Origin of the sequence: Pseudomonas sp. Sample_9 (assembly GCF_004307535.1) — a bacterium.
Classification (GTDB): domain Bacteria; phylum Pseudomonadota; class Gammaproteobacteria; order Pseudomonadales; family Pseudomonadaceae; genus Aquipseudomonas; species Aquipseudomonas mercuritolerans.
This window is the reverse complement of record NZ_RAZO01000468.1, coordinates 1-23,658: the sequence shown is the minus strand read 5'-3', so window position 1 is coordinate 23,658 and position 23,658 is coordinate 1. Positions and strand designations below refer to the sequence as shown.

20 protein-coding genes are annotated in these 23,658 nt (G+C 60.0%); 3 read left to right on the top strand and 17 right to left on the bottom strand.

The window, feature by feature from the left end; all coding sequences use genetic code 11:
* Positions 1 to 4: 4 nt before the first annotated feature.
* From nuoH to D6877_RS26815, 16 genes are all read right to left on the bottom strand, one after another.
* Complete coding sequence (gene nuoH, locus D6877_RS26895) at positions 5 to 1,012, bottom strand: NADH-quinone oxidoreductase subunit NuoH (RefSeq protein WP_130912660.1); 1,008 nt, start codon at positions 1,010 to 1,012, stop codon at positions 5 to 7.
* Entirely contained in the window at positions 1,009 to 3,723 is a 2,715-nt protein-coding gene (nuoG, locus tag D6877_RS26890; protein WP_130912659.1) for an NADH-quinone oxidoreductase subunit NuoG, read from the bottom strand. Before nuoG ends, nuoH begins: the two co-directional genes overlap by 4 nt.
* Positions 3,724 to 3,859: 136 nt before the next feature.
* Positions 3,860 to 5,215, bottom strand: a complete 1,356-nt coding sequence (gene nuoF / locus D6877_RS26885; RefSeq protein WP_024013417.1) for an NADH-quinone oxidoreductase subunit NuoF — start codon at positions 5,213 to 5,215, stop codon at positions 3,860 to 3,862.
* Entirely contained in the window at positions 5,212 to 5,709 is a 498-nt protein-coding gene (gene nuoE / locus D6877_RS26880; protein ID WP_003223804.1) for an NADH-quinone oxidoreductase subunit NuoE, read from the bottom strand. The genes nuoF and nuoE overlap by 4 nt, the downstream gene beginning before the upstream one ends.
* Before the next feature lie 2 nt (positions 5,710 to 5,711).
* Positions 5,712 to 7,496 carry an NADH-quinone oxidoreductase subunit C/D gene (nuoC, locus tag D6877_RS26875; protein ID WP_041477079.1) on the bottom strand — a complete coding sequence of 595 codons (1,785 nt, stop codon included), beginning with the start codon at positions 7,494 to 7,496 and terminating at the stop codon, positions 5,712 to 5,714.
* 69 nt (positions 7,497 to 7,565) lie between these two features.
* The gene (locus tag D6877_RS26870) at positions 7,566 to 8,240 is read right to left on the bottom strand and encodes an NADH-quinone oxidoreductase subunit B (protein ID WP_016775278.1); all 675 of its coding nucleotides are present in this window, start codon (positions 8,238 to 8,240) and stop codon (positions 7,566 to 7,568) included.
* 10 nt (positions 8,241 to 8,250) lie between these two features.
* A complete protein-coding gene (locus tag D6877_RS26865) occupies positions 8,251 to 8,664 on the bottom strand; it encodes an NADH-quinone oxidoreductase subunit A (protein ID WP_003223812.1) in 414 nt (137 codons plus the stop codon).
* A gap of 645 nt (positions 8,665 to 9,309) precedes the next feature.
* Positions 9,310 to 10,635 carry an isocitrate lyase gene (gene aceA / locus D6877_RS26855; protein WP_093434273.1) on the bottom strand — a complete coding sequence of 442 codons (1,326 nt, stop codon included), beginning with the start codon at positions 10,633 to 10,635 and terminating at the stop codon, positions 9,310 to 9,312.
* 474 nt (positions 10,636 to 11,109) lie between these two features.
* Complete coding sequence (locus tag D6877_RS26850) at positions 11,110 to 11,871, bottom strand: secretin N-terminal domain-containing protein (protein WP_024013416.1); 762 nt, start codon at positions 11,869 to 11,871, stop codon at positions 11,110 to 11,112.
* A gap of 243 nt (positions 11,872 to 12,114) precedes the next feature.
* The gene (locus tag D6877_RS26845; protein WP_042559863.1) at positions 12,115 to 12,540 is read right to left on the bottom strand and encodes a GNAT family N-acetyltransferase; all 426 of its coding nucleotides are present in this window, start codon (positions 12,538 to 12,540) and stop codon (positions 12,115 to 12,117) included.
* Positions 12,533 to 13,702: a cupin domain-containing protein gene (locus D6877_RS26840; RefSeq protein ID WP_130912657.1), complete on the bottom strand. Its 1,170-nt coding sequence runs from the start codon at positions 13,700 to 13,702 to the stop codon at positions 12,533 to 12,535. Before D6877_RS26840 ends, D6877_RS26845 begins: the two co-directional genes overlap by 8 nt.
* Before the next feature lie 86 nt (positions 13,703 to 13,788).
* Entirely contained in the window at positions 13,789 to 15,159 is a 1,371-nt protein-coding gene (gene purB / locus D6877_RS26835) for an adenylosuccinate lyase (RefSeq protein ID WP_003223822.1), read from the bottom strand.
* A 126-nt stretch (positions 15,160 to 15,285) separates the two neighbouring features.
* A complete protein-coding gene (hflD, locus tag D6877_RS26830; protein WP_130912656.1) occupies positions 15,286 to 15,909 on the bottom strand; it encodes a high frequency lysogenization protein HflD in 624 nt (207 codons plus the stop codon).
* Positions 15,906 to 17,030, bottom strand: a complete 1,125-nt coding sequence (mnmA, locus tag D6877_RS26825) for a tRNA 2-thiouridine(34) synthase MnmA (protein WP_130912655.1) — start codon at positions 17,028 to 17,030, stop codon at positions 15,906 to 15,908. Before mnmA ends, hflD begins: the two co-directional genes overlap by 4 nt.
* Positions 17,031 to 17,089: 59 nt before the next feature.
* Positions 17,090 to 17,536 carry an NUDIX hydrolase gene (locus tag D6877_RS26820; RefSeq protein ID WP_016775271.1) on the bottom strand — a complete coding sequence of 149 codons (447 nt, stop codon included), beginning with the start codon at positions 17,534 to 17,536 and terminating at the stop codon, positions 17,090 to 17,092.
* 212 nt (positions 17,537 to 17,748) lie between these two features.
* The gene (locus D6877_RS26815; protein ID WP_130912654.1) at positions 17,749 to 19,974 is read right to left on the bottom strand and encodes an NADP-dependent isocitrate dehydrogenase; all 2,226 of its coding nucleotides are present in this window, start codon (positions 19,972 to 19,974) and stop codon (positions 17,749 to 17,751) included.
* Positions 19,975 to 20,455: 481 nt separating this feature from the next.
* Between D6877_RS26815 and icd the strand changes: the two genes are divergently transcribed.
* The gene (gene icd, locus D6877_RS26810) at positions 20,456 to 21,712 is read left to right on the top strand and encodes an NADP-dependent isocitrate dehydrogenase (RefSeq protein ID WP_130912653.1); all 1,257 of its coding nucleotides are present in this window, start codon (positions 20,456 to 20,458) and stop codon (positions 21,710 to 21,712) included.
* A 77-nt stretch (positions 21,713 to 21,789) separates the two neighbouring features.
* On the opposite strand, the gene D6877_RS26805 is transcribed toward icd, so the two are convergent.
* Entirely contained in the window at positions 21,790 to 22,071 is a 282-nt protein-coding gene (locus D6877_RS26805; protein ID WP_130912652.1) for a cold shock domain-containing protein, read from the bottom strand.
* 224 nt (positions 22,072 to 22,295) lie between these two features.
* Between D6877_RS26805 and clpS the strand changes: the two genes are divergently transcribed.
* Together clpS and D6877_RS26795 are read left to right on the top strand one after the other, a co-directional pair.
* Positions 22,296 to 22,679 (top strand): ATP-dependent Clp protease adapter ClpS, encoded by a 384-nt coding sequence (gene clpS / locus D6877_RS26800; protein WP_011334948.1) that lies wholly within the window; start codon positions 22,296 to 22,298, stop codon positions 22,677 to 22,679.
* Positions 22,680 to 22,709: 30 nt separating this feature from the next.
* On the top strand, positions 22,710 to 23,658 hold a 949-nt coding region (locus D6877_RS26795), incomplete at its 3' end, for a Clp protease N-terminal domain-containing protein (RefSeq protein ID WP_130912651.1).

Genomic DNA, 23,658 nt, shown 5'->3' with positions numbered 1-23,658 from the left:
ATCCTCACTGAACCGCAACCGCAGGCGTGTTCATCAACACAACCGCAGCGGTCACCAGCAAATTGATCAGGGTCAGTGGCAGGCAGAATTTCCAGCTGAAATCCATCACCTGGTCATAACGCGGACGCGGGATGGAAGCGCGCAGCAGGATGAACAGCATGATGAAGAACGCGGTCTTCAGTGCGAACCAGACGAAGGACAGTTGCGGCAGGATGCCGAACGGACCATGCCAGCCACCGAAGAACAGGGTGACCAGCAGCGCCGAGATCAGGATGATGCCGATGTATTCACCGACGAAGAACATGCCCCATTTCATACCGGCGTATTCAATGTGGTAACCGTCGGCCAGTTCCTGTTCCGCTTCCGGCTGGTCGAACGGGTGACGGTGAGTCACGGCGACGCCAGCGATGAAGAAGGTACAGAAGCCGAAGAACTGCGGAATGATGAACCACAGGTTCTGCGCCTGGTACTCGACGATGTCGCGCATGTTGAACGAGCCGACCTGGACCACGATGCCCATCAGGGCCAGGCCCATGAACACTTCGTAGGACACGGTCTGCGCCGAGGCACGCAAGCTGCCGAGCAGGGCGAACTTGTTGTTGCTCGACCAGCCGGCGAACAGCACCGCGTACACCGACAGACCGGCCATGGCGAAGAAGAACAGCAGGCCGATGTTCAGATCCGCCACGCCCCAGGTCGGGGTGATCGGGATGATCGCGAAGGCGATCAGCAGGGCGGACATGGCCACCACCGGCGCCAGGGTGAAGATCACCTTGTCGGCAAACGGCGGGGTCCAGTCTTCCTTGAAGAACATCTTCAGCATGTCGGCGGCGATCTGGAACATGCCGAACGGGCCAACGCGGTTCGGACCGTAACGGTCCTGCCACCAGCCCAGCAGACGACGTTCGACAAAGCTGAGCAAGGCGCCCGCGACCACCACGGCCAGCAGGATCACGATGGCTTTGATGACCGCCAGGATCACATCGATCACTTCAGGAGTGAACCAGGTCATTGCGCTGCCTCCTGCAGACCGTCGACGGATACGCCGGCGAATGCCGGTGGAATGCCGGCGATGCCCGCAGGCAATGCCACCAGACCGGCGCCCAGTTCTTCATTGATGCGCAGCGGCAGACGCAATGTCTGACCGGCCACGTTCAGGCTCAGCAGGGCTCCGTCGTTGACGCCGAGGCGATCCGCTTCGGATTTCGCCAGCGCGACGTAAGGTGCCGGAATGCGTTCCTGTACCGGGGCGGCTTTCGAAGAGTTTTCTTCGCTGCCGAACAGGTGGAAGAACGGCACGGCTTGCCAGGTACCCGGCGCCGGGTTGAACGCACGCGGCGCAGCGGCGAACCAGTTCAGCGAATCACCGGTGCTTTCGATCAGGCGGGTGCCCGGGTCGCCAGCACGCAGATGACCACCGACTTCGTCCTGGAACTTGTTCCACGCTTGTGGCGAGTTCCAGCCCGGCGACCATGCGAATGGCACCTGCTGACGCGGTTCGGCGGAGCCCGAGTAACCTTCCATGGAGAAGGCGAACGCGGTGTCCTGGTCTTGCGGGGTGCGTGGTTCGTGAACGCTGATGTCGGCGCGCATGGCGGTGCGGCCGGAATAACGCAGCGGCTCACGGGCCAGTTTCAGACCCTTGATGCGGAAAGCCGCCGACGGTGCAGCATCGACGATGCGCGCCAGTTGCGCGGTGCTCGAGGCAACGGCGGCGGTGACGTGGTCGAGTTGCGTCCAGTCGATCGGCTGGTTCAGCAGGGTCGCGCGCAGGGCGTGCAGCCAGCGCCAGCCTTCGTGCACCAGAATGCTCGCATCCATGTATTGCGGATCGAAAACCTGGAAGAAGCGCTGGGCGCGGCCTTCCTGGCTGACCAGCGTACCGTCGCCCTCGGCGAAGCTCGCCGCTGGCAGAACCAGCTGCGCGCGATCAGTGGTGGCGGTTTTCTGATGGTCGGCAACGATCACCACTTTCGCGGCGTTCAGTGCGGCATCGACCTTGGCTTTGGCGGTGCGGGTGTACAGATCGTTTTCCAGCACGACGATAGCGTCGGCCTTGCCATCGATGACCGCTTGCAGCGCGGCGTCGACCGATTCGCCACCGAGCATGGCCAGACCGAGGCTGTTGGCTTCCGGCACGATCAGGCTGATCGAACCGTTCTTCTCGCGCAGCTTCAGGGCTTTGGCGATGTTCGCGGCAGCTTCGATCAGGGCTTTGGAGCCCAGCGAAGTACCGGCGATGATCAGCGGACGCTTGGCGGCGAGCAGGGCATCGGCGATGCGCTGCGCCAGTTCCAGGGCTTCGGTGTCCAGACCTTCAACGGCCGGGGCACTGGCATCCAGAGCATGCGCAACGGCGAAACCGATGCGCGCCAGATCGTCGGGAGCTGCGTGTACGCATTCTTCAGCGACGTCGTCGAGCTTGGTTTCGGCGAGGCTGGCGATGAACAGCGGGTTCAGCGCGTGCTGGCCGATGTTCTTCACCGCCGCGTCGAGCCAAGGCTGGACGCGCATGGCTTCGGCCATGTCTTCAGCCTTGCCCTTGACCGACTGACGCAGGGCCAGCGCCATACGTGCGGCGGTCTGGGTCAGGTCTTCGCCGAGGACGAAGATTGCGTCGTGATCTTCGATGTCGCGCATGTTCGGCACTGGCAGCGGGCTGTCGTTCAGCACCTGCAGGACCAGACGAATGCGCTCCAGCTCGGAGGCTTCGATACCCGAATAGAAATGCTCGGCACCGACCAGTTCGCGCAACGCGTAGTTGCTTTCAAGGCTGGCGCGTGGCGAACCGATGCCGACGATGTTGCGTCCGCGCAGCAGGTCGGCGGCTTTGTCCAGCGCAGCGTCGAGGCTGAGCTTGGTGCCATCGGCCAGCAACGGCTGACGTGGACGGTCGGTGCGGTTGACGTAGCCATAACCGAAACGGCCACGGTCGCAGAGGAAGTACTGGTTCACCGAACCGTTGAAACGGTTTTCGATACGACGCAGTTCACCGTAACGCTCGCCCGGGGAGATGTTGCAACCGCTCGAGCAGCCATGGCAGATGCTCGGGGCGAACTGCATGTCCCACTTGCGGTTGTAGCGCTCGGAGTGAGTCTTGTCGGTGAACACACCGGTCGGGCAGACCTCGGTGAGGTTGCCGGAGAATTCGCTTTCGAGGGTGCCGTCCTCAACACGACCGAAGTACACGTTGTCGTGGGCGCCGAATACACCGAGGTCGGTGCCGCCGGCGTAGTCCTTGTAGAAACGCACGCAGCGGTAGCAAGCGATGCAGCGGTTCATTTCGTGGGAAATGAACGGGCCCAGTTGCTGGTTCTGGTGGGTGCGTTTGCTGAAGCGATAACGGCGCTCGTTGTGGCCGGTCATCACTGTCATGTCTTGCAGGTGGCAGTGACCGCCTTCCTCGCACACCGGGCAGTCGTGCGGGTGGTTGGTCATCAGCCATTCGACAACGCTGGCGCGGAACGCCTTGGATTCTTCATCGTCGATGGAGATCCAGGTGTTGTCGGTGGCCGGGGTCATGCAGGACATGACGATGCGACCACGGGTGTCGTTCTCGTCGGTGTACTGCTTGACCGCGCACTGGCGGCAGGCCCCGACGCTACCAAGCGCGGGGTGCCAGCAGAAATATGGAATGTCGAGGCCCAGCGACAGACATGCCTGTAACAGGTTGTCTGCCCCGTCGACTTCGAGCGCTTTGCCGTCTACGTGGATAGTGGCCATGGTTCAAAGGTCTTCGTTGGCCCGGTGTCAGCGGGCGTGGCTAATGGAATCTTGTTATGCGTCCGAATCCAAACAGCCCCGAAGGGCGTCATCGGACGAAAGGCGAAGGGCACGGACCCTTCGCCTTTTTAAGCGTTTACGCGCCGACTACGATCGGCCTTGCCAGAGGCGGGACGGCGGCGCTGACAGGCGCGATACCGGCTTCGAACTCTGGACGGAAGTATTTGATGGCGCTGCCCAGCGGCTCCACGGCACCCGGTGCGTGAGCACAGAAGGTCTTGCCCGGGCCGAGGAAACCGACCAGACCCAGCAGGGTCTCGATGTCGCCCGGCTGGCCCTTGCCCTGTTCGATGGCCATCAGGAGCTTGACGCTCCATGGCAGACCATCGCGGCACGGGGTGCAGAAACCGCAGGATTCGCGCGCGAAGAACTGCTCCATGTTGCGCAGCAGCGAGACCATGTTGACGCTGTCATCCACCGCCATCGCCAGACCGGTACCCATCCGGGTGCCGACCTTGGCGATGCCGCCGGCATACATTTGTGCGTCGAGGTGCTCAGGCAGAAGGAAACCGGTACCGGCGCCCCCTGGTTGCCAGGCCTTGAGCTTGAAGCCGTCGCGCATGCCGCCGGCGTAGTCTTCGAACAGCTCGCGACCGGTGACGCCGAACGGCAGCTCCCACAGGCCCGGGTTCTTGACCTTGCCGGAGAAGCCCATGAGCTTGGTGCCCATGTCTTCGGAACCTTCGCGGGCCAACGATTTGTACCAGTCAACGCCGTCGGCAATGATCGCCGGCACGTTGCACAGGGTTTCGACGTTGTTCACGCAGGTCGGCTTGCCCCACACGCCGACGGCGGCGGGGAAGGGCGGCTTGGAGCGCGGGTTGGCGCGGCGGCCTTCGAGGGAGTTGATCAGTGCGGTTTCTTCACCGCAGATGTAACGCCCGGCGCCGGTGTGGACGAACAGTTCGAAATCAAAGCCCGAACCGAGGATGTTCTTGCCCAGCAGGCCAGCCGCTTTGGCTTCTTCCACGGCACGGTTGAGGTGCTTGGCGGCGGTGGTGTATTCGCCGCGCAGGAAGATGTAGCCACGGTAGGTTTTCAGCGCGCGGGCACTGATCAGCATGCCTTCGATCAGCAGATGGGGCAGTTGCTCCATCAGCATGCGGTCTTTCCAGGTGTTCGGCTCCATTTCATCCGCGTTGCACAGCAGGTAGCGGATGTTGATGGATTCGTCCTTGGGCATCAGGCCCCACTTCACGCCAGTGGGGAAGCCGGCACCGCCGCGACCCTTGAGGCCAGCGTCTTTGACGGTCTGGACGATAGCGTCCTGATCCATCTCGGCGAAGGCTTTGCGTGCAGCGGCGTAACCGTTCTTGGCCTGGTACTCGTCGAGCCACACGGCTTCGCCGTCATCGCGCAGACGCCAGGTCAGCGGGTGTGTCTCGGCCGAACGCTGGATGCGGTTGGCTGGACCAAAAGATGTCAGGGTCATACGTAGCCCTCGAGCAGTTTGGCCACGCCAGCAGGCTGCACGTCGCCAAAGGTGTCGTCGTCGATCATCAGCGCCGGCGCCTTGTCGCAGTTGCCGAGGCAGCAGACGGGCAGCAGGGTGAAACGACCGTCGGCGGTGGTCTGACCCAGGCCGATGCCCAGATTGTTCTGGATTTCGCTGACCACCGACTCGTGGCCGCCGATGTAGCAGACCATGCTGTCGCAGACGCGAATGATGTGGCGGCCGACCGGTTGACGGAAGATCTGGCTGTAGAACGTCGCCACGCCTTCAACGTCGCTGGCCGGAATGCCGAGGATCTCGCCGATCGCGTACAGGGCGCCATCCGGCACCCAGCCGCGTTCCTTCTGCACAATCTTCAGGGCTTCGATCGACGCCGCGCGCGGGTCTTCGTAGTGATGCAGCTCGTGCTCGATGGCCGAGCGCTCGGTTTCACTCAAGGTGAAACGGTCTGTCTGGATAAGCGTGCTGTTCATGCTTAGCGGTCCACGTCGGCCATAACGAAGTCGATACTACCCAGGTACGCAATCAAGTCCGCGACCATGCTGCCTTTGATCACCGAAGGGATCTGTTGCAGATGCGGGAAGCTCGGAGTACGGATCCGGGTACGGTAGCTCATGGTGCCGCCGTCGCTCGTCAGGTAATAACTGTTGATGCCCTTGGTCGCTTCGATCATCTGGAAGGATTCGTTGGCCGGCATGACCGGGCCCCACGAAACCTGCAGGAAGTGCGTGATCAGGGTTTCGATGTGCTGCAGCGTGCGCTCTTTCGGCGGCGGCGTGGTCAGCGGGTGATCCGCCTTGTACGGGCCTTCCGGCATGTTGCGCATGCACTGGTCGATGATCTTGATGCTCTGGCGCATCTCTTCGACGCGGACCATGCAGCGGTCATAGGCATCGCCGTTGACGGCCAGCGGCACTTCGAATTCGAAGTTCTCGTAGCCCGAATACGGACGCGCTTTACGCAGGTCGAAATCGCAACCGGTAGAACGCAGGCCGGCACCGGTGACGCCCCATTCCAGGGCTTCTTTGGTGTTGTAGGCGGCAACGCCGACGGTACGCCCCTTGAGGATGCTGTTCTGCAGGGCGGCCTTGGTGTATTCGTCGAGACGCTTGGGCATCCACTCGACGAAATCCTTGACCAGTTTTTCCCAGCCGCGCGGCAGGTCGTGGGCGACGCCGCCGATGCGGTACCAGGCCGGGTGCAGACGGAAACCGGTGATGGCTTCGATCACCGTGTACGCCTTCTGGCGGTCGGTGAAGGTGAAGAACACCGGGGTCATGGCGCCGACGTCCTGGATGTAGGTACCCAGGAACAGCAGGTGACTGGTGATCCGGAAGAACTCGGCCATCATGATGCGGATGACGTCGACCTTCTGCGGCACCTTGATGCCGGCGAGCTTCTCGACCGAGAGCACGTACGGCAGGTTGTTCATCACGCCGCCGAGGTAGTCGATACGGTCGGTGTAAGGAATGTAGCTGTGCCAGGACTGACGCTCGCCCATCTTCTCGGCGCCACGGTGGTGGTAACCGATGTCCGGGACGCAATCGACGATCTCTTCGCCGTCCAGCTGCAGGATGATGCGGAACGCACCGTGCGCCGAAGGGTGGTTCGGGCCGAGGTTGAGGAACATATAGTCCTCGTTGGCACCGGACCGCTTCATGCCCCAGTCTTCCGGACGGAAGCGCGCGGCTTCCTCTTCCAACTGCTGCTTGGCGAGGTTGAGGCTGTACGGATCGAATTCGGTGGCGCGCGCCGGGAAGTCCTTGCGCAGCGGGTGACCTTCCCAGGTCGGCGGCATCATGATGCGCGACAGGTGCGGGTGGCCTTTGAAGTCGATGCCGAACATGTCCCAGACTTCACGTTCGTACCAGTTGGCGTTGGGCCAGATGCTGGTGACGGAAGGCATGCTGAGGTCGCCTTCGGACAAGGCCACCTTGATCATCACGTCACTATTACGCTCCAGCGACATGAGGTGATAGAACACGGTGAAATCGGCGCCGGTCGGCAGCCCTTGACGCTTGGTGCGCAGACGCTCGTCCACGCCGTGCAGGTCATAGAGCATGACGTACGGCTTGGGCAGGTTGCGCAGGAAAGTCAGGACTTCAACCAGTTTGGCACGGGCCACCCACAGCACCGGCATGCCGGTGCGGGTTGCCTGCGCGGTGAACGCTTCGGCGCCAAAACGGTTGTTCAGTTCGACGACCACATCCTGGTCGTCTGCCTTGTAAGGCGGGATGTACAGAGCACTGCCTGTAGTCATGGTTATTTTTTCGCTTTCGGTCAACGTAAAGAATGAAGCCAGCTTCTCGTTACTTGGAACAGAACTGGATCAGACTTCGTCAGGGCTGCGCAGATTGGTGACTGCGATTCGCTGTTCGCGGCGCTGTTCCTTCTGCGATGGCATGTCGGCGCGATACACGCCTTGATCACCAACGACCCAGGAAAGCGGACGACGCTCCTGTCCAATCGATTCCTGCAACAGCATCAAGCCTTGCAGAAATGCTTCCGGACGGGGCGGGCAGCCAGGTACGTAGACGTCCACGGGCAGGAACTTGTCCACCCCTTGAACCACGGAGTAGATGTCGTACATGCCGCCGGAGTTGGCGCACGAACCCATGGAGATAACCCATTTCGGCTCGAGCATTTGCTCGTAGAGACGCTGGATGATCGGCGCCATCTTGATGAAGCAGGTACCGGCGATAACCATGAAGTCGGCCTGACGCGGCGAGGCCCGGATGACTTCGGCGCCGAAGCGCGCGATGTCGTGGGGCGCCGTGAAGGCGGTGGTCATTTCCACGTAGCAGCACGACAGGCCGAAGTTGTACGGCCACAGGGAGTTCTTACGTCCCCAGTTGACCGCGCCACTCAGCACGTCTTCCAGCTTGCCCATGAAAATGTTTTTGTGGACTTGATCTTCTAACGGATCGGCAACGGTTTCCCGCTGGCCAATCGGATACTGCTCGTTAGGAGCATCGGGGTCGATCCTGGTGAGATTGTATTGCATTGCCAAAGCCTCATTGTTTCAGCTTCGCCTGCCGCTTGCGACGAGCTTCCGGAGCCCAGTCAAGGGCGCCCACTCGGAACAGGTAGACAAGACCTGCCAACAGAATTGCTATGAAAACGAGAGCTTCGACGAATCCGGTCCAGCCGCTTTCGCGGACGGACACAGACCATGCAAAGAGAAAGAGGGCTTCGATATCGAAGATCACGAAGAGCATCGCGACCAGATAGAATTTGGCTGAGAGCCGCAAGCGGGCGCCACCGGTAGGTAGCATGCCCGACTCGAACGGTTCGTTTTTGCTGCGACCCCAGGCTTTTGACCCGAGGAGGCTGGAGACGCCAAGCATGAAGGCACACAGGCCGACGACACCCAGAAGGAAAATGGCAAAGCCCCAGTTGTGGGCCATGAGTCCTGTCGCTTCGGGCATGCTGGTAATCCTTAACAGAGAGCAAAGGTCTCTGAGCTTGATAAAGAAATAAGGCAGTGACGATATGTCGCAGCAATCAATCGGGCTGATTTTATGGCTAAACACCCGGCAAGTAAAATTCCAAAGGCGAAATTATTTACCGGATTAAGGACATAGCGCCTCCTGAGGTCGCTGCGGCCCATGCGTTGCGGGCATTAGCCGGGTTTCCATCAATTATGTTTTGTAGGGTTTGTAACGAACATAGTTGCAGCTAAATGATAATTGATATCGTTTGGCGTGGTTTCGTAACTGTTTAACGAGTGAGTGGCTGGGAAGTTGTCTTACTTGCGCGTTACTGCAAGTAGCGAAGCCTACCGTTTTAGCGGAAATTTCTGACGCTTGTAGCGCTTCAGATCAATGTTTCGTCTCGCGGCTGACGGTAGCCCTGTGGGAGCGAGCCTGCTCGCGAAAGCGAAGGATCAGCCTCCAGATGTGCAAGCTGACTTATCGCCTTCGCGAGCAGGCTCGCTCCCACAGGGGATTTGTAGTGTCTTTGAGATTCCAACAGGCAAAAAAACGCCCCGATCCAGTCGGGGCGTCAATATTGCGGCTCTGCGGTTAGCTTTTATTCGATCCGCAGAGGCCGTTTGCTCAGGTGAAGCCGAATCAGTGGAACTGCTCTTCTTCGGTCGAGCCGGTCAGCGCGGTCACCGAGGACGAGCCGCCCTGGATCACGGTGGTCATGTCGTCGAAGTAGCCAGTGCCCACTTCCTGCTGGTGCGCAACGAAGGTGTAACCCTTGGCGGCGTCAGCGAATTCCTGCTCTTGCAGCTTCACGTAGGCAGTCATGTCGTTGCGGGCGTAGTCGTGCGCCAGGTTGAACATGCTGTGCCACATGTTGTGGATGCCGGCCAGGGTGATGAACTGGTGCTTGTAGCCCATGGCGGACAGTTCGCGCTGGAACTTGGCGATGGTCGCGTCGTCCAGGTTCTTCTTCCAGTTGAAGGAAGGCGAGCAGTTGTACGACAGCAACTGGTCCGGGTATTCCTTCTTGATCGCTTCAGCGAAGCGACGAGCCTCGTCCAGATCCGGCTTGGCGGTTTCGCACCAGATCAGGTCGGCATACGGCGCGTAAGCCAGGCCACGGGCGATCGCTTGATCCAGGCCGGCACGTACCTTGTAGAAACCTTCCTGAGTACGCTCGCCGGTCACGAATGGCTGATCGTACGGGTCGCAGTCGGAAGTCAGCAGGTCAGCCGCGTTGGCGTCGGTGCGGGCCAGAATGATCGTTGGCGTGCCAGCGACGTCAGCGGCCAGACGGGCAGCAGTCAGCTTCTGCACGGCTTCCTGGGTTGGCACCAGAACCTTGCCGCCCATGTGGCCGCATTTCTTCACCGAAGCCAGTTGGTCTTCGAAGTGAACGCCGGCGGCGCCTGCTTCGATCATGCTTTTCATCAGCTCGTAGGCGTTGAGTACACCGCCGAAACCGGCTTCAGCGTCGGCCACGATTGGTGCGAAGTAGTCGATGTAGCCATCGTCGCCCGGGTTCTTGCCGGCTTTCCACTGGATCTGGTCAGCACGACGGAACGAGTTGTTGATGCGCTTGACCACGGTTGGCACCGAGTCCACCGGGTACAGCGACTGGTCCGGGTACATCGATTCTGCGGAGTTGTTGTCCGCAGCCACCTGCCAGCCGGACAGGTAGATCGCCTGGATACCGGCCTTGACCTGCTGAACAGCCTGGCCGCCTGTCAGCGCGCCCATGCAGTTGACGAAATCTTTCTCTGGACGGAAGGACGGCTTGGCACCCTGGGTGACCAGGTTCCACAGCTTCTCGGCGCCCATCTTCGCGAAGGTGTGCTCTGGCTGAACCGAGCCACGCAGGCGGACCACGTCGGCAGCGGAGTAAGTGCGAGTCACGCCTTTCCAGCGCGGGTTCTCGGCCCAGTCTTTTTCGAGGGCTGCAATTTGCTGTTCGCGTGTCAGTGCCATGGAGATAAACCTCGTCGCGTCTTTTATGAAAAGTTGTTCTGCGGTGGAAAATTCCTGCGCTCGCTGACCAGAAGCTTAGGTGGTCAAGTCGGATTCGGCGGGGTAGGCGACGGGATGAACGATGGGCTCGAGGGGAAGTGAGCAGGTAGTGGCGCGGTGCGGGCGCATTCCGGCGTCGTGGGCCTTTATACGGTCTGCAGCGTGAAGCCGGGTTACCTAAATACGCTTCCGTCCCTCGGGACAACTTCGTTCCAGTCGGCAACCTCGTCAAACACACCTTGTGGGCGGTACAGACACGAAACGGCTCGCGGGGTAGGTGCGAGCGGCGCTTCGAAGGCCCTTGCCAGGGCCTCTGATTAGCGGGAGCGAGGCCATCATGCCTTTGCTTTTTTTTCGCGTCAAACGTTTTGTAGTGCTTTTTCTCAAGCACTACATCTTTCGTCTAATACGACTAATCAGTCAGTTTTCGGTGCTTTAGTCCAGCGTGTCGACTTTCACCCGCAAGGTCATGTCATCGCGGCCCTGAGTCGAGTAGCTGCGGGTCAGGCCCTGTTTATCGGCCTGAGTCTGGCTGTTGACTCCCGCCAGAGTGATCCACTCACCGAGGCGCCCGGTGACGGTTGTGTCGGTACTTTGCACGTTCACTACATCGGGACGTTCCTGGCTCATACGGTCACGGTTGGTACTGATCGCCAGATGAACGGTTTCGCCGGTGACGCTGGCGGTGACGTAGAAACCCTGGGTGACGTTGCGGTATTGGGTCTCGCTGCTGTAACCGCCGTAGGAATCGCTCTGGGTGTTGGTGATCGGCACGCTCTGGCCAACCTGGATCAGCGCCGGAGTGCCTTCACTGGTCTGCACTTGCTGAACGCCGCCGTTGCGGCTGGTGGTGCTGCGGCTGATGATCCGGGTCTGGTTCGGCTGAGCGCCGTTGACTGAATAACCTTCGTCGCCACGGCCATTGTTTTCGTTGGTGTCGACGGTGATCAGCAAGCGCTTCGGTGCGGTATCGAGTTGCGCCAGCAGATCCTTCAACTCCTGAATCTTGCCCGGCTCGGCTTTGACGATCAGTTGGTTGCCGTAAGCGCTGACCTGGCCGTCCTGGCCGATGAAATCCTGCGCGACCGGCAGCATGTCGGCGCTGGTGTGGTATTTGAGGGGGACGATTTCTGTGGCTGCCAGCACCGAAAAACTGCAGCCGAGCAGCAGGGTGGTGAGCAGGGTGCGTAGGGACATGTCCGTTATCTCCGCGTTCGAAAGGCTTGATATTGCCAGTTTGTCGGCCCGGGGTGGGGCAAGTTGAATCGTAGACAGCAAAACGCCCCGGCATCCGAAAATGGCGGGGCGTTTTGTGGTGTGCTGGCGGGCCTCTTCGCGAGCAGGCTCGCTCCCACAGTAGATCTCCAGCGGACACAAATTGTGTGTCAGGCACAGATCCCCTGTGGGAGCGAGCCTGCTCGCGAAGGCCGCGCCGCGGTCTTAAGCCGAATGCCGAACCATATCGACATGCGGTATCCCGGCCTCAAGAAACTCCTCGCTGACCAGGCTGAAACCCAAACGCTCGTAGAACGCCGTGGCTTGCACTTGCGCGCTGAGCATTTGTTGCTTCAGGCCGCGCGCTTCAGCTTCGGCGATGACCGCTTGCATCAGCGCGTCACCGACCTTCATCCCGCGCCAGTCTTTGAGTACCGAGACCCTGCCGATGTGGCCGTCGGGCAATAACCGCGCAGTGCCGATCGGGAAGTCGCCTTCGAACGCCAGGAAATGCACGGCGCTCGCGTCATCTGCGTCCCACTCAAGCTCGGGTGGCACCGATTGTTCGGCGATGAACACCGTTTCACGAATGCGCCGGATCTCGGCGATATCCTTCTGCCAGTCTGCGACACGAACGCGAATTTTATTCATCGGCGAACCCCAGGCTCCCTTGCTTGACCAGTTCGCAAAGCAGGCTGCGACCGTCTTCGTCGCTCAGCCACTCGCCGAGGTTGTCGGCGTGCAGGGCGTCAGCGGCGCAGATCAGCTTCAACAGTTCGCGCAGCTTGCCCGGTAGATAACGGCTCTGGCCACTGGCGAACAGCAGCAGATCGTCGTCGACTTCCGACCAGGCCAGGCGCGCGCTCGGGTTGCGGATCAGTACGGCGCCGTCCTGCAGGGCGGCGAGGAAGTCGTCTTCTTCGACGTCTTCCGGGCCGACCACCAGTTCCGGGTAGCGCGGCTCGGTCATGTACTGGCCGAACCAGGTCAGCAGCAGGCGCTCATCGCTCATGTGCTCGGCGAGCAGGCTTTTCAGGCGATCCAGCGCATCGTGTTGAATCTGGTGCGGATCGACCGCCGGCTTGGCGTCGGCATCGGTGTAGCGTTCTTCGTCGGTCAGGAACTGGCTGAGGAAGTCGGTGAAGTGGGTCAGCACTTCAGCGGCGCTTGGCGCGCGGAAGCCGACCGAGTAGGTCATGCAGTTGTCGACCGCGACACCGCAATGGGCCAGGCGCGGCGGCAGGTAGAGCATGTCGCCCGGCTCCAGCACCCATTCTTCGGTCTCGTGGAATTCAGCGAGGATGCGCAGGTCGGCGTGTTGCAGCAGCGGGCTCTCGGAGTCGCACATCTGGCCGATTTTCCAGTTGCGCTTGCCGTGGCCCTGCAGCAGGAACACATCGTAGTTGTCGAAGTGCGGGCCGACGCTGCCACCCGGTGCGGCAAAGCTGATCATCACGTCATCGACGCGCCAGCTCGGCAGGAAGCGGAAGTTTTCCAGCAGTTCGCTGACTTCCGGCACGAACTGGTCAACCGCCTGCACCAGCAGGGTCCACTCTTTCTCTGGCAATTTGCTGAACTCGTCTTCGGCGAACGGGCCGCGACGCAGTTCCCACGGACGCTCGCCGTGCTCGATGACCAGGCGCGATTCGACTTCTTCTTCCAGGGCCAGGCCGGCCAGTTCGTCGGCGTCGATCGGGCTTTCGAAGTCAGGAATCGCCTGACGGATCAGCAGCGGTTTTTTCTGCCAGTAGTCACGCAGGAATTCGCGTGCTGTGAGGCCGCCCAGAAGTTGAAGAGGAATATCGGAATTCATATGTAACCTATTGAAAAAAAGCACTTTTCAGACGGGAATAAAAACGCCCGGCGCGGCCGGGCGTCTCAAACGGGGCAAACGGTCGATCAGATGCGTTTGGCTTGTGCCACTGCGTTGCCGATGTAGTTGGCCGGAGTCAGTTGCTTGAGCTCGGCTTTGGCTTCGGCTGGCATGTCCAGGCCATCGATGAAAGTCTGCAACGCTTCAGGGCTGATGCCCTTGCCACGGGTCAGTTCTTTCAGCTTTTCGTACGGGTTTTCGATGTTGTACCGACGCATCACGGTCTGGATCGGCTCGGCCAGTACTTCCCAGCAAGCGTCGAGGTCGGCGGCAATCTTCTGCTCGTTGAGCTCCAGTTTGCTGATGCCTTTGAGGCTGGCTTCGTATGCGATCACGCTGTGGGCGAAGCCGACACCGAGGTTGCGCAGGACGGTGGAGTCGGTCAGGTCGCGCTGCCAGCGGGAAATTGGCAGCTTGCTCGCCAGGTGCTGGAACAGTGCGTTGGCGATACCCAGGTTGCCTTCGGAGTTTTCGAAGTCGATCGGGTTGACCTTGTGCGGCATGGTCGACGAACCGATTTCGCCAGCGATGGTGCGCTGCTTGAAATAACCCAGGGAAATGTAGCCCCAGATGTCGCGGTCGAAGTCGATCAGGATGGTGTTGAAGCGCGCGATGGCGTCGAACAGCTCGGCGATGTAGTCGTGCGGTTCGATCTGCGTGGTGTACGGGTTGAAGCCCAGGCCCAGCTCGTCTTCGATGAAGGCGCGGGCGTTGGCTTCCCAGTCGATCTGCGGGTAGGCCGACAGGTGCGCGTTGTAGTTGCCGACGGCGCCGTTGATCTTGCCCAGCAGCGGCACGGCAGCGACCTGAGCGATCTGGCGCTCGAGACGGTAAACCACGTTGGCCAGCTCTTTACCCAGAGTAGTCGGCGAAGCCGGCTGACCGTGGGTGCGCGACAGCATCGGCACGTCGGCGAAACGGATGGCCAGTTCGCGGATGGCGTTGGCGGTCTGGCGCATCAGCGGCAGCATCACGTCGTCACGGCCTTCACGCAGCATCAAGGCGTGGGACAGGTTGTTGATGTCTTCACTGGTGCAGGCAAAGTGGATGAATTCGCTGACCTTGGCCAGCTCCGGCAGCTTGGCCGCCTGCTCTTTGAGCAGGTATTCGATCGCTTTGACGTCGTGGTTGGTGGTGCGCTCGATCTCTTTGACGCGCTCGGCGTGCTCCAGCGAAAAGTTTTCCGCCAGTTCGTTGAGAACGGCGTTGGCCTCGGCGGAGAAGGCTGGCACTTCAGGGATGCCAGCATGGGCGGCCAGGCGCTGGAGCCAGCGCACTTCAACCAGAACGCGGGCACGGATCAGGCCGTACTCGCTGAAAATCGGGCGCAGGGCCTGGGTTTTGCCGGCGTAGCGGCCGTCAACAGGGGAAACCGCAGTGAGCGAAGAGAGCTGCATGGGGTGTTCTCGGACAGTCGGGCAACGAAATGGGGCGCGTATCATACATGAAAAAATCCGCCGGTCCGTCGCCAACTGACCGGCGTATTACGCGTTACAGACTACAAAGCCTTCATGACGCGGCGTTTACTCGCTGCGCATCAACGGATAAAGCTCTTTGAGCAGCTTGCGGCGGCTGATCACCAACTGCCAGCGATGACCACCGAGCTGACGCCACAGGCGCGCCGAGCGGATACCAGCGAGGAGCAGGGCGCGGATTTTCGAGGCATTGCTCGGCTGCTGCAGGTTGCGCATGTCGCCGTGCACCTGAATGCGCTGGCGCAGGGTGCTCAAAGTGTCCTGATACAACGCACCGCAAGCGGCGATGACGTTTTCGTGCGCAGGGCCAAAATGCTCCACCTGCGACTGAATCTGCGGCAGGCGTTTGGCAATCGTCTCAAGCATGTCGTCACGCTTGGCCAATTGCCGCTCCAGACCGAGCATCGACAGCGCGTAGCGCAACGGCTCGCGCTGCAAGGTGCTCGGATCGCGCTCCAGTGCGCCAATCAGCGCGCGATAACCCTCGCGCAGATTGATGTCGTCGCCACCGTACACGTCCAGCGTATCTTTCGGATCCCGTACCAGCAGGCTGCCGAGCATGCAACTCAGGCCGGCCTCGTTGGTCTGGCCGGTCTTGGCGATGCGGTCGACCAGCACGGCGGCGAGAAACACACCGCCCAGCGCCGTCAGTTGCTCCTGAGTCGGGCTCATGCCTGGGCGCTCCACGGCTCGGCCACTTCGATCACGCCGCCGCCGAGGCAGATTTCACCGTCATAGAACACCACCGACTGGCCCGGCGTCACCGCGCGTTGCGGTTCGTCGAACACGGCGCGATAGCCGCTGGCGGTTTTTTCCAGGGTGCAGGCCTGATCGCTCTGGCGATAGCGCACTTTCGCCGTCAGGCGCAGCGGCTGGCTCAGGTCGATCGGATTGACCCAGTAGATTTCCGAAGCGAGCAGGGCGCTGGAGAACAGCCATGGATGGTTGTTGCCCTGACCGACGATCAGCTCGTTGGTCTGCAGATCCTTGCGCAGCACGTACCACGGCTCATCGCCGGCATCCTTCAAGCCGCCGATGCCGAGGCCCTGGCGCTGGCCGATGGTGTGGTACATCAAGCCGTGGTGACGGCCGATGACTTCGCCTTCGGTGGTCTTGATTTCGCCCGGTTGTGCCGGCAGGTACTGCTTGAGGAAGTCGCTGAAACGACGCTCGCCGATGAAGCAGATCCCGGTGGAATCCTTCTTCTTGGCGGTGGCCAGTTCGTATTTCTCGGCAATCGCGCGGACTTCAGGCTTTTCCAGTTCGCCGACCGGGAACAGGGTCTTGGCGATCTGTTCGCCACCAACGGCGTGCAGGAAGTAGCTCTGATCCTTGTTCGGATCGAGGCCCTTGAGCAGTTCGGTGCGGCCATCGATGTCGCGACGGCGCACGTAGTGACCGGTGGCGATCAGGTCGGCGCCGAGCATCATCGCGTAGTCGAGGAACGCCTTGAACTTGATCTCGCGGTTGCACAGGATGTCCGGGTTCGGCGTGCGCCCCGCCTTGTATTCGGCGAGGAAGTGCTCGAACACGTTGTCCCAGTACTCGGCGGCGAAGTTGGCGGTGTGCAGCTTGATGCCGATCTTGTCGCAGACAGCCTGAGCATCCGCCAGGTCGTCCATGGCGGTGCAGTATTCCGTTCCGTCGTCTTCTTCCCAGTTCTTCATGAACAGGCCTTCCACTTCATAACCCTGCTCGATCAGCAGAAGGGCGGAAACGGAAGAGTCCACGCCGCCGGACATGCCGACAATGACGCGCTTCTTGGATGTGTCAGAAGGGGCTGGATCACGCATAGGGATTCAATGAGTGTCTTGGAAAAGGGCGCGATTCTATCAGGCTCACGGCCGCAAGGCTAAAGAGAAGGGCGGATCAGTTCGAGGCTGAAGTGATGACCGGCCAGATAATCGTCGATGCAGCGGATGATCAGCTCGCTGCGCCAGTTGTCGCGCTGGGCGATTAATTCGTCGCGGGTCAGCCACTTGGCGCCGACGATGCCGTCGTCGAGTTGGTAATCCGGGTGGTGCTGCACGGCTTTGGCGCTGAAGCATATGCGCTGGTAAGTCACGCCGTTGCTCGGTGCGGTGTACAGATAAATGCCGATCACGCCGGTGGGTTCGACGTCCCAGCCGGTTTCTTCGAGGGTTTCGCGAATGGCCGCGTCGATCAGGGTTTCATCCGGATCGAGATGGCCTGCCGGCTGGTTGAGCACATTGCGCCCGCCTTTGTGCTCTTCGACCATCAGGAAACGGCCGTTGTCCTCGACGATGGTGGCGACGGTGATGTGGGGGAGCCATTCCATAAAACCTTCCTCAATATCCAGGTTAAAACCCGACCCCCTGTGGGAGCGAGCCTGCTCGCGAAAGCGGTGGGTCAGTCAACGAAGGTGCTGAATGATAAACCGCATTCGTCGGAACGCCGCCCGGAGCAGGCTCGCTCCCACAAGGGATTTATGTTGTCAGTAAAAACACAAACCCCGGCACTCGGCCGGGGTTTGTTTACCGCATTACAACCTTAAACCAGCGCAGCAATCGCCGCGTTGAAGGTTGCGCTTGGGCGCATGGCCTTGCTGATCAGCTCGGCGTCGGCGTGGTAGTAACCGCCGATGTCGACTGGCTTGCCCTGAACGGCGTTGAGCTCGGCAACGATAGTTGCTTCGTTCTCGGTCAGGGTTTTGGCCAGAGTCGCGAACTGCGCTTGCAGTGCAGCGTCTTCAGTCTGGGCGGCCAGGGCCTGAGCCCAGTACATCGCCAGGTAGAAGTGGCTGCCGCGGTTGTCGATGTTGCCGACTTTGCGCGATGGCGACTTGTTGTTGTCGAGGAACTGGCCGGTGGCCTGGTCCAGGGTCTTCGACAGCACCAGCGCTTTCGGGTTGTTGTAGTTCACACCCAGATGCTCAAGGGAAGCGGCCAGGGCGAGGAACTCACCCAGCGAATCCCAGCGCAGGAAGTTTTCTTCAACCAGTTGCTGCACGTGCTTCGGAGCCGAACCGCCGGCGCCGGTTTCGAACAGACCACCGCCGTTCATCAGCGGCACGATCGACAGCATCTTGGCGCTGGTGCCCAGTTCCATGATCGGGAACAGGTCGGTCAGGTAGTCGCGCAGTACGTTACCGGTCACCGAAATGGTGTCCTTGCCTTCGCGGGTGCGCTTCAGGGTGTACTTCATCGCGTCGACTGGAGCCATGATCTGGATGTCCAGACCGCTGGTGTCGTGATCCTTCAGGTACGCCTGAACTTTCTCGATCACGACGCCATCGTGAGCGCGCATCGGGTCAAGCCAGAAGATCGCCGGCGTGCTGCTGGCGCGAGCACGGTTGACGGCCAGTTTGACCCAGTCCTGGATCGGCGCGTCTTTGGTCTGGCACATGCGGAAGATGTCGCCGGCTTCGACAGCCTGTTCCATCAGCAGCTTGCCCTTGCTGTCGGTGACGCGAACAACGCCGTCAGCCTTGATCTGGAAGGTCTTGTCGTGCGAGCCGTACTCTTCGGCTTTCTTCGCCATCAGACCGACGTTCGGCACGCTGCCCATGGTGGTCGGGTCGAAAGCACCATTGGCTTTGCAATCTTCGATCACAGCCTGGTAGATGGTCGCGTAGCAACGATCCGGGATCACAGCCTTGGTGTCGTGCAGCTGACCGTCGGTGCCCCACATCTTGCCGGAGTCACGGATCATCGCTGGCATCGAGGCGTCAACGATGACGTCGCTCGGTACGTGCAGGTTGGTGATGCCTTTGTCGGAGTTGACCATCGCCAGCGACGGACGAACGGCGTAGACCGCTGCGATATCGGCTTCGATCTGCGCTTGCTGCTCGGCCGGCAGGGCCTTGATGCGTGCGTACAGATCGCCGATGCCGTTGTTCAGGTTGAAGCCGATCTGGTTCAGCACGTCAGCGTGCTTGGTCAGTGCGTCTTTATAGAACTCGGCAACGATCTGGCCGAACATGATCGGGTCGGAGACCTTCATCATGGTCGCTTTCAAGTGAACCGAGAGCAGCACGCCCTGGGCCTTGGCGCTTTCGATCTCGGCAGCGATGAACGCACGCAGGGCGTTTTTGCTCATCACGGCGCAGTCGAGGATCTCGCCGGCCTGAACGGTGGTTTTTTCTTTCAGAACGGTGGCAGCACCGTCCTTGGCGATCAGCTCGATCTTCACAGCGTCAGCGGCGTCGATCAGGACAGCTTTTTCGCTGCCGTAGAAATCGCCGGTGCTCATGTGCGCGACGTGGGACTTGGAGTCCTTGGCCCAGGCGCCCATTTTGTGCGGGTGCTTGCGCGCGTAGTTCTTCACCGACAGCGGAGCGCGGCGGTCGGAGTTGCCTTCGCGCAGAACCGGGTTCACGGCGCTGCCCTTGACCTTGTCGTAACGCGCCCGGGCGTCTTTTTCGGCGTCGCTGGTCACGGTTTCCGGATAGTCCGGCAGGTTGTAGCCCTGCGCCTGCAGCTCTTTGATCGCGGCTTGCAGTTGTGGCACCGAAGCACTGATGTTCGGCAGCTTGATGATGTTGGCTTCAGGCGTAACGGCCAGGTCGCCCAGTTCGGCGAGGTGGTCGGCTACGGCTTTGTCGCCCAGTTGCTCGGGGAAGCTTGCCAGGATGCGTGCTGCAAGAGAGATATCGCGGGTTTCCACGGCGATATCGGCCGAGGCGGTGTAAGCCTCGATGATCGGCAGCAGGGAATAGGTGGCGAGGGCAGGAGCTTCGTCGGTGAAGGTATAGATGATCTTCGAGCGGGTGGGCATATTCGGATTAACTCTCTCTTCTTTGCTAAAGCGTGCGCAGAAACTCGAGGGGCGCCGGGTAAGCGCGTTCGTTCAAAGTCATCCATGAACCGAATGTCGAGATTCTTCGCGGTGATGTTGGGTGCATCAGTAGAGCGTCAAGCAGTCAGGCTGCGGTAACAACCCGACCAATCAGGCGGAAAGTCTCGTGCTAGAGAGGCCAGCCGTCGTGACCCTGTGGTCAGCGGGCGGCATTATACATAGGTAGCTGGCAATCTGCCGATGGTTCATATGCAACGATTTTCGTCCATTGGTCTAAAGGTCGCAGGGCGCAACCGGGCAAAGACTCGTTACGAATGCTGGAGTTTGGCGCTTTTCCCTTTGCTTTCAGGCTTGTACGAAACGAGATGTGCGCGGCGGCGGAACATAGGGTTTGCGTGTTGATTCAACTGGGTTACGCTCGAAGCAAGCCAGGTGTTCAATCCAAACAATGGAGTTCAGCATGGGTTACAAGAAGATTCAGGTTCCAGCCGTCGGTGACAAAATCACTGTCAACGCAGACCATTCTCTCAATGTTCCTGATAACCCGATCATCCCCTTCATCGAAGGTGACGGTATTGGTGTCGACATCAGTCCGGTGATGATCAAGGTTGTCGATGCTGCTGTTGAAAAGGCCTACGGCGGCAAGCGCAAGATTTCCTGGATGGAAGTCTATGCCGGCGAAAAAGCCACTCAGGTTTATGACCAGGACACCTGGCTGCCGCAGGAAACCCTCGACGCGGTCAAGGATTACGTGGTCTCCATCAAAGGCCCGTTGACCACCCCGGTCGGTGGCGGCATCCGCTCGCTGAACGTGGCCCTGCGTCAGCAACTCGACCTGTACGTCTGCCTGCGCCCGGTGCGCTGGTTCGAAGGCGTGCCGAGCCCGGTGAAAAAGCCCGGCGACGTCGACATGACCATCTTCCGCGAGAACTCCGAAGACATCTACGCCGGTATCGAATGGAAGGCTGGTTCGCCGGAAGCCACCAAGGTCATCAAATTCCTTAAAGAAGAAATGGGCGTCACCAAGATCCGTTTCGACGAAAACTGCGGTATCGGCGTCAAGCCGGTCTCCCGCGAAGGCACCAAGCGTCTGGCGCGCAAGGCTCTGCAATATGTGATCGATAATGACCGCGACTCGCTGACCATCGTGCACAAAGGCAACATCATGAAGTTCACCGAAGGTGCCTTCAAGGAATGGGCCTACGAAGTGGCGGCCGAAGAATTCGGCGCGACGCTGCTGGACGGCGGTCCGTGGATGCAGTTCAAGAACCCGAAGACCGGCAAGAACATCGTGGTCAAGGACGCCATCGCCGACGCCATGCTCCAGCAGATCCTGCTGCGCCCGGCCGAATACGATGTGATCGCTACGCTTAACCTCAACGGTGACTACCTGTCCGACGCGCTGGCGGCGGAAGTGGGTGGTATCGGTATTGCGCCGGGTGCCAACCTGTCCGACACCGTAGCGATGTTCGAAGCGACCCACGGTACTGCGCCGAAGTATGCCGGCAAGGACCAGGTCAACCCGGGCTCGCTGATTCTCTCGGCCGAGATGATGCTGCGTCATATGGGCTGGACGGAAGCGGCGGACCTGATCATCAAGGGCACCAACGGTGCGATCGGCGCCAAGACTGTTACTTATGATTTCGAGCGCTTGATGGATGGCGCGAAGCTGGTGTCGTCTTCCGGGTTCGGGGATGCGTTGATTTCGCATATGTAAAAGTTGCAGGCACGCAAAAACCGCCTGACTCGATGGGTTGAGTCAGGCGGTTTTTTATGACCGAATGTTTTGAGGCTTCAACTGGTTGCCGTTTGTTGTTCCGTGGCAATCGAGCTTGGCGTGGGAGCTGCTTCGACCGAAGTTATCTTCACGGCATGCAAGCCTTTAGGGCCATGAACGATCTCGAAGGTCACCGCCTGACCCGCTTTCAGGGTCTTGTACCCTTCCATTTCAATGGCCGAGTAGTGGGCAAAGAAATCAATGTCCTTGCCATCCTCATCGCGACCTTCCCGGGCGTCGGTATTGATAAAGCCGAATCCCTTGGCATTGTTGAACCATTTCACCTTGCCGACAGCCATGCTCAAATCCCTCTGCAACAGACTCCATCGCTGGAGTATCATCCACGACATCCGCAATCGAATTCGATAAAAGAATTGACTCCGCGGATCTTTTTTACCCACTGTGGGCTCTATTGGTTGTAACACCGTTTTCCCGATAGTCAAGGTGACCGGGCAGTCGTAGTTGAAAACGTGTGCAACCGCCCCCACCACTGTATTCGCACAACTGACGAACCTTTTTTTCCATGCATGCAATCAGCCAGATTCGACTAACATTCAATCAGGATCGCCCGCTTCTCCAAAAGGATCTTCCACAGGAGCACGACGACGATTCGGCAGGCGTTGCTGTTCAGGAAGCAAAGCCCGCGTTACAGGCGCCGCCGATGTACAAGGTGGTTTTGTTCAACGATGACTACACACCGATGGATTTCGTCGTCGAAGTGCTCGAGGTGTTTTTTAACCTGAATCGCGAGCTGGCGACCAAGGTCATGCTGGCCGTCCATACAGAAGGCCGGGCAGTATGTGGAGTGTTTACCCGCGACATCGCCGAGACAAAGGCCATGCAGGTCAACCAGTACGCCAGGGAAAGCCAGCATCCGCTACTCTGTGAAATCGAGAAGGACGGTTAATCGCCGACCACTTGGGTATGAGGTGAAGCTATGTTAAACCGCGAGCTCGAAGTCACCCTCAATCTTGCCTTCAAGGAGGCTCGTTCGAAGCGTCATGAGTTCATGACCGTCGAACATCTCCTGCTGGCGCTATTGGATAATGAGGCTGCCGCCACCGTTTTGCGTGCCTGCGGCGCAAACCTCGACAAACTCAAGCATGATCTGCAGGAGTTCATCGACTCCACCACGCCATTGATCCCCGTGCATGACGAGGATCGCGAAACCCAGCCAACCCTGGGCTTCCAGCGTGTCCTGCAGCGTGCTGTTTTTCACGTACAGAGCTCGGGCAAACGCGAAGTGACCGGCGCCAACGTGCTGGTCGCCATCTTCAGTGAGCAAGAGAGTCAGGCAGTGTTCCTGCTGAAACAGCAGAGCGTTGCGCGCATCGATGTCGTCAACTACATCGCACACGGCATTTCGAAAGTGCCGGGGCATGGCGATCACTCTGAAGGTGAACAAGATATGCAGGACGACGAGGGCGGTGAGTCTTCTTCTTCAGGCAATCCTCTGGATGCTTATGCCAGCAACCTCAACGAACTCGCGCGCCAGGGTCGCATTGATCCGCTGGTCGGCCGTGAGTCGGAGGTCGAGCGTGTCGCGCAGATTCTCGCGCGCCGGCGCAAGAACAATCCGCTGCTGGTGGGTGAAGCGGGCGTGGGTAAAACCGCGATTGCCGAAGGCCTGGCCAAGCGCATCGTCGACAACCAGGTACCAGATCTGCTGGCCAATGCGGTTGTCTACTCGCTCGATCTTGGCGCTCTGCTCGCGGGCACCAAGTATCGCGGTGATTTCGAGAAGCGCTTCAAGGCGCTGCTCAATGAGCTGAAAAAGCGTCCGCAGGCGATCCTGTTCATCGACGAGATCCACACCATCATTGGTGCTGGCGCTGCGTCCGGTGGCGTGATGGATGCGTCCAACCTGCTCAAGCCGCTGCTGTCGT

Excerpts from the sequence above, each read along its gene's own strand:
- D6877_RS26840 (WP_130912657.1), bottom strand. The coding sequence starts at position 13,702 with ATGAATTCCGATATTCCTCTTCAACTTCTGGGCGGCCTCACAGCACGC.
- D6877_RS26865 (WP_003223812.1), bottom strand. The coding sequence starts at position 8,664 with ATGCCCGAAGCGACAGGACTCATGGCCCACAACTGGGGCTTTGCCATT.
- clpS (WP_011334948.1), top strand. The coding sequence starts at position 22,296 with ATGCATGCAATCAGCCAGATTCGACTAACATTCAATCAGGATCGCCCG.
- hflD (WP_130912656.1), bottom strand. The coding sequence starts at position 15,909 with ATGAGCCCGACTCAGGAGCAACTGACGGCGCTGGGCGGTGTGTTTCTC.
- aceA (WP_093434273.1), bottom strand. The coding sequence starts at position 10,635 with ATGGCACTGACACGCGAACAGCAAATTGCAGCCCTCGAAAAAGACTGG.
- D6877_RS26805 (WP_130912652.1), bottom strand. The coding sequence starts at position 22,071 with ATGGCTGTCGGCAAGGTGAAATGGTTCAACAATGCCAAGGGATTCGGC.
- nuoC (WP_041477079.1), bottom strand. The coding sequence starts at position 7,496 with ATGACTACAGGCAGTGCTCTGTACATCCCGCCTTACAAGGCAGACGAC.
- D6877_RS26815 (WP_130912654.1), bottom strand. The coding sequence starts at position 19,974 with ATGCCCACCCGCTCGAAGATCATCTATACCTTCACCGACGAAGCTCCT.
- D6877_RS26845 (WP_042559863.1), bottom strand. The coding sequence starts at position 12,540 with ATGAATAAAATTCGCGTTCGTGTCGCAGACTGGCAGAAGGATATCGCC.
- mnmA (WP_130912655.1), bottom strand. The coding sequence starts at position 17,030 with ATGCGTGATCCAGCCCCTTCTGACACATCCAAGAAGCGCGTCATTGTC.
- nuoH (WP_130912660.1), bottom strand. The coding sequence starts at position 1,012 with ATGACCTGGTTCACTCCTGAAGTGATCGATGTGATCCTGGCGGTCATC.
- D6877_RS26850 (WP_024013416.1), bottom strand. The coding sequence starts at position 11,871 with ATGTCCCTACGCACCCTGCTCACCACCCTGCTGCTCGGCTGCAGTTTT.
- icd (WP_130912653.1), top strand. The coding sequence starts at position 20,456 with ATGGGTTACAAGAAGATTCAGGTTCCAGCCGTCGGTGACAAAATCACT.
- purB (WP_003223822.1), bottom strand. The coding sequence starts at position 15,159 with ATGCAGCTCTCTTCGCTCACTGCGGTTTCCCCTGTTGACGGCCGCTAC.
- nuoG (WP_130912659.1), bottom strand. The coding sequence starts at position 3,723 with ATGGCCACTATCCACGTAGACGGCAAAGCGCTCGAAGTCGACGGGGCA.
- D6877_RS26870 (WP_016775278.1), bottom strand. The coding sequence starts at position 8,240 with ATGCAATACAATCTCACCAGGATCGACCCCGATGCTCCTAACGAGCAG.
- D6877_RS26820 (WP_016775271.1), bottom strand. The coding sequence starts at position 17,536 with ATGGAATGGCTCCCCCACATCACCGTCGCCACCATCGTCGAGGACAAC.
- nuoF (WP_024013417.1), bottom strand. The coding sequence starts at position 5,215 with ATGACCCTGACATCTTTTGGTCCAGCCAACCGCATCCAGCGTTCGGCC.
- nuoE (WP_003223804.1), bottom strand. The coding sequence starts at position 5,709 with ATGAACAGCACGCTTATCCAGACAGACCGTTTCACCTTGAGTGAAACC.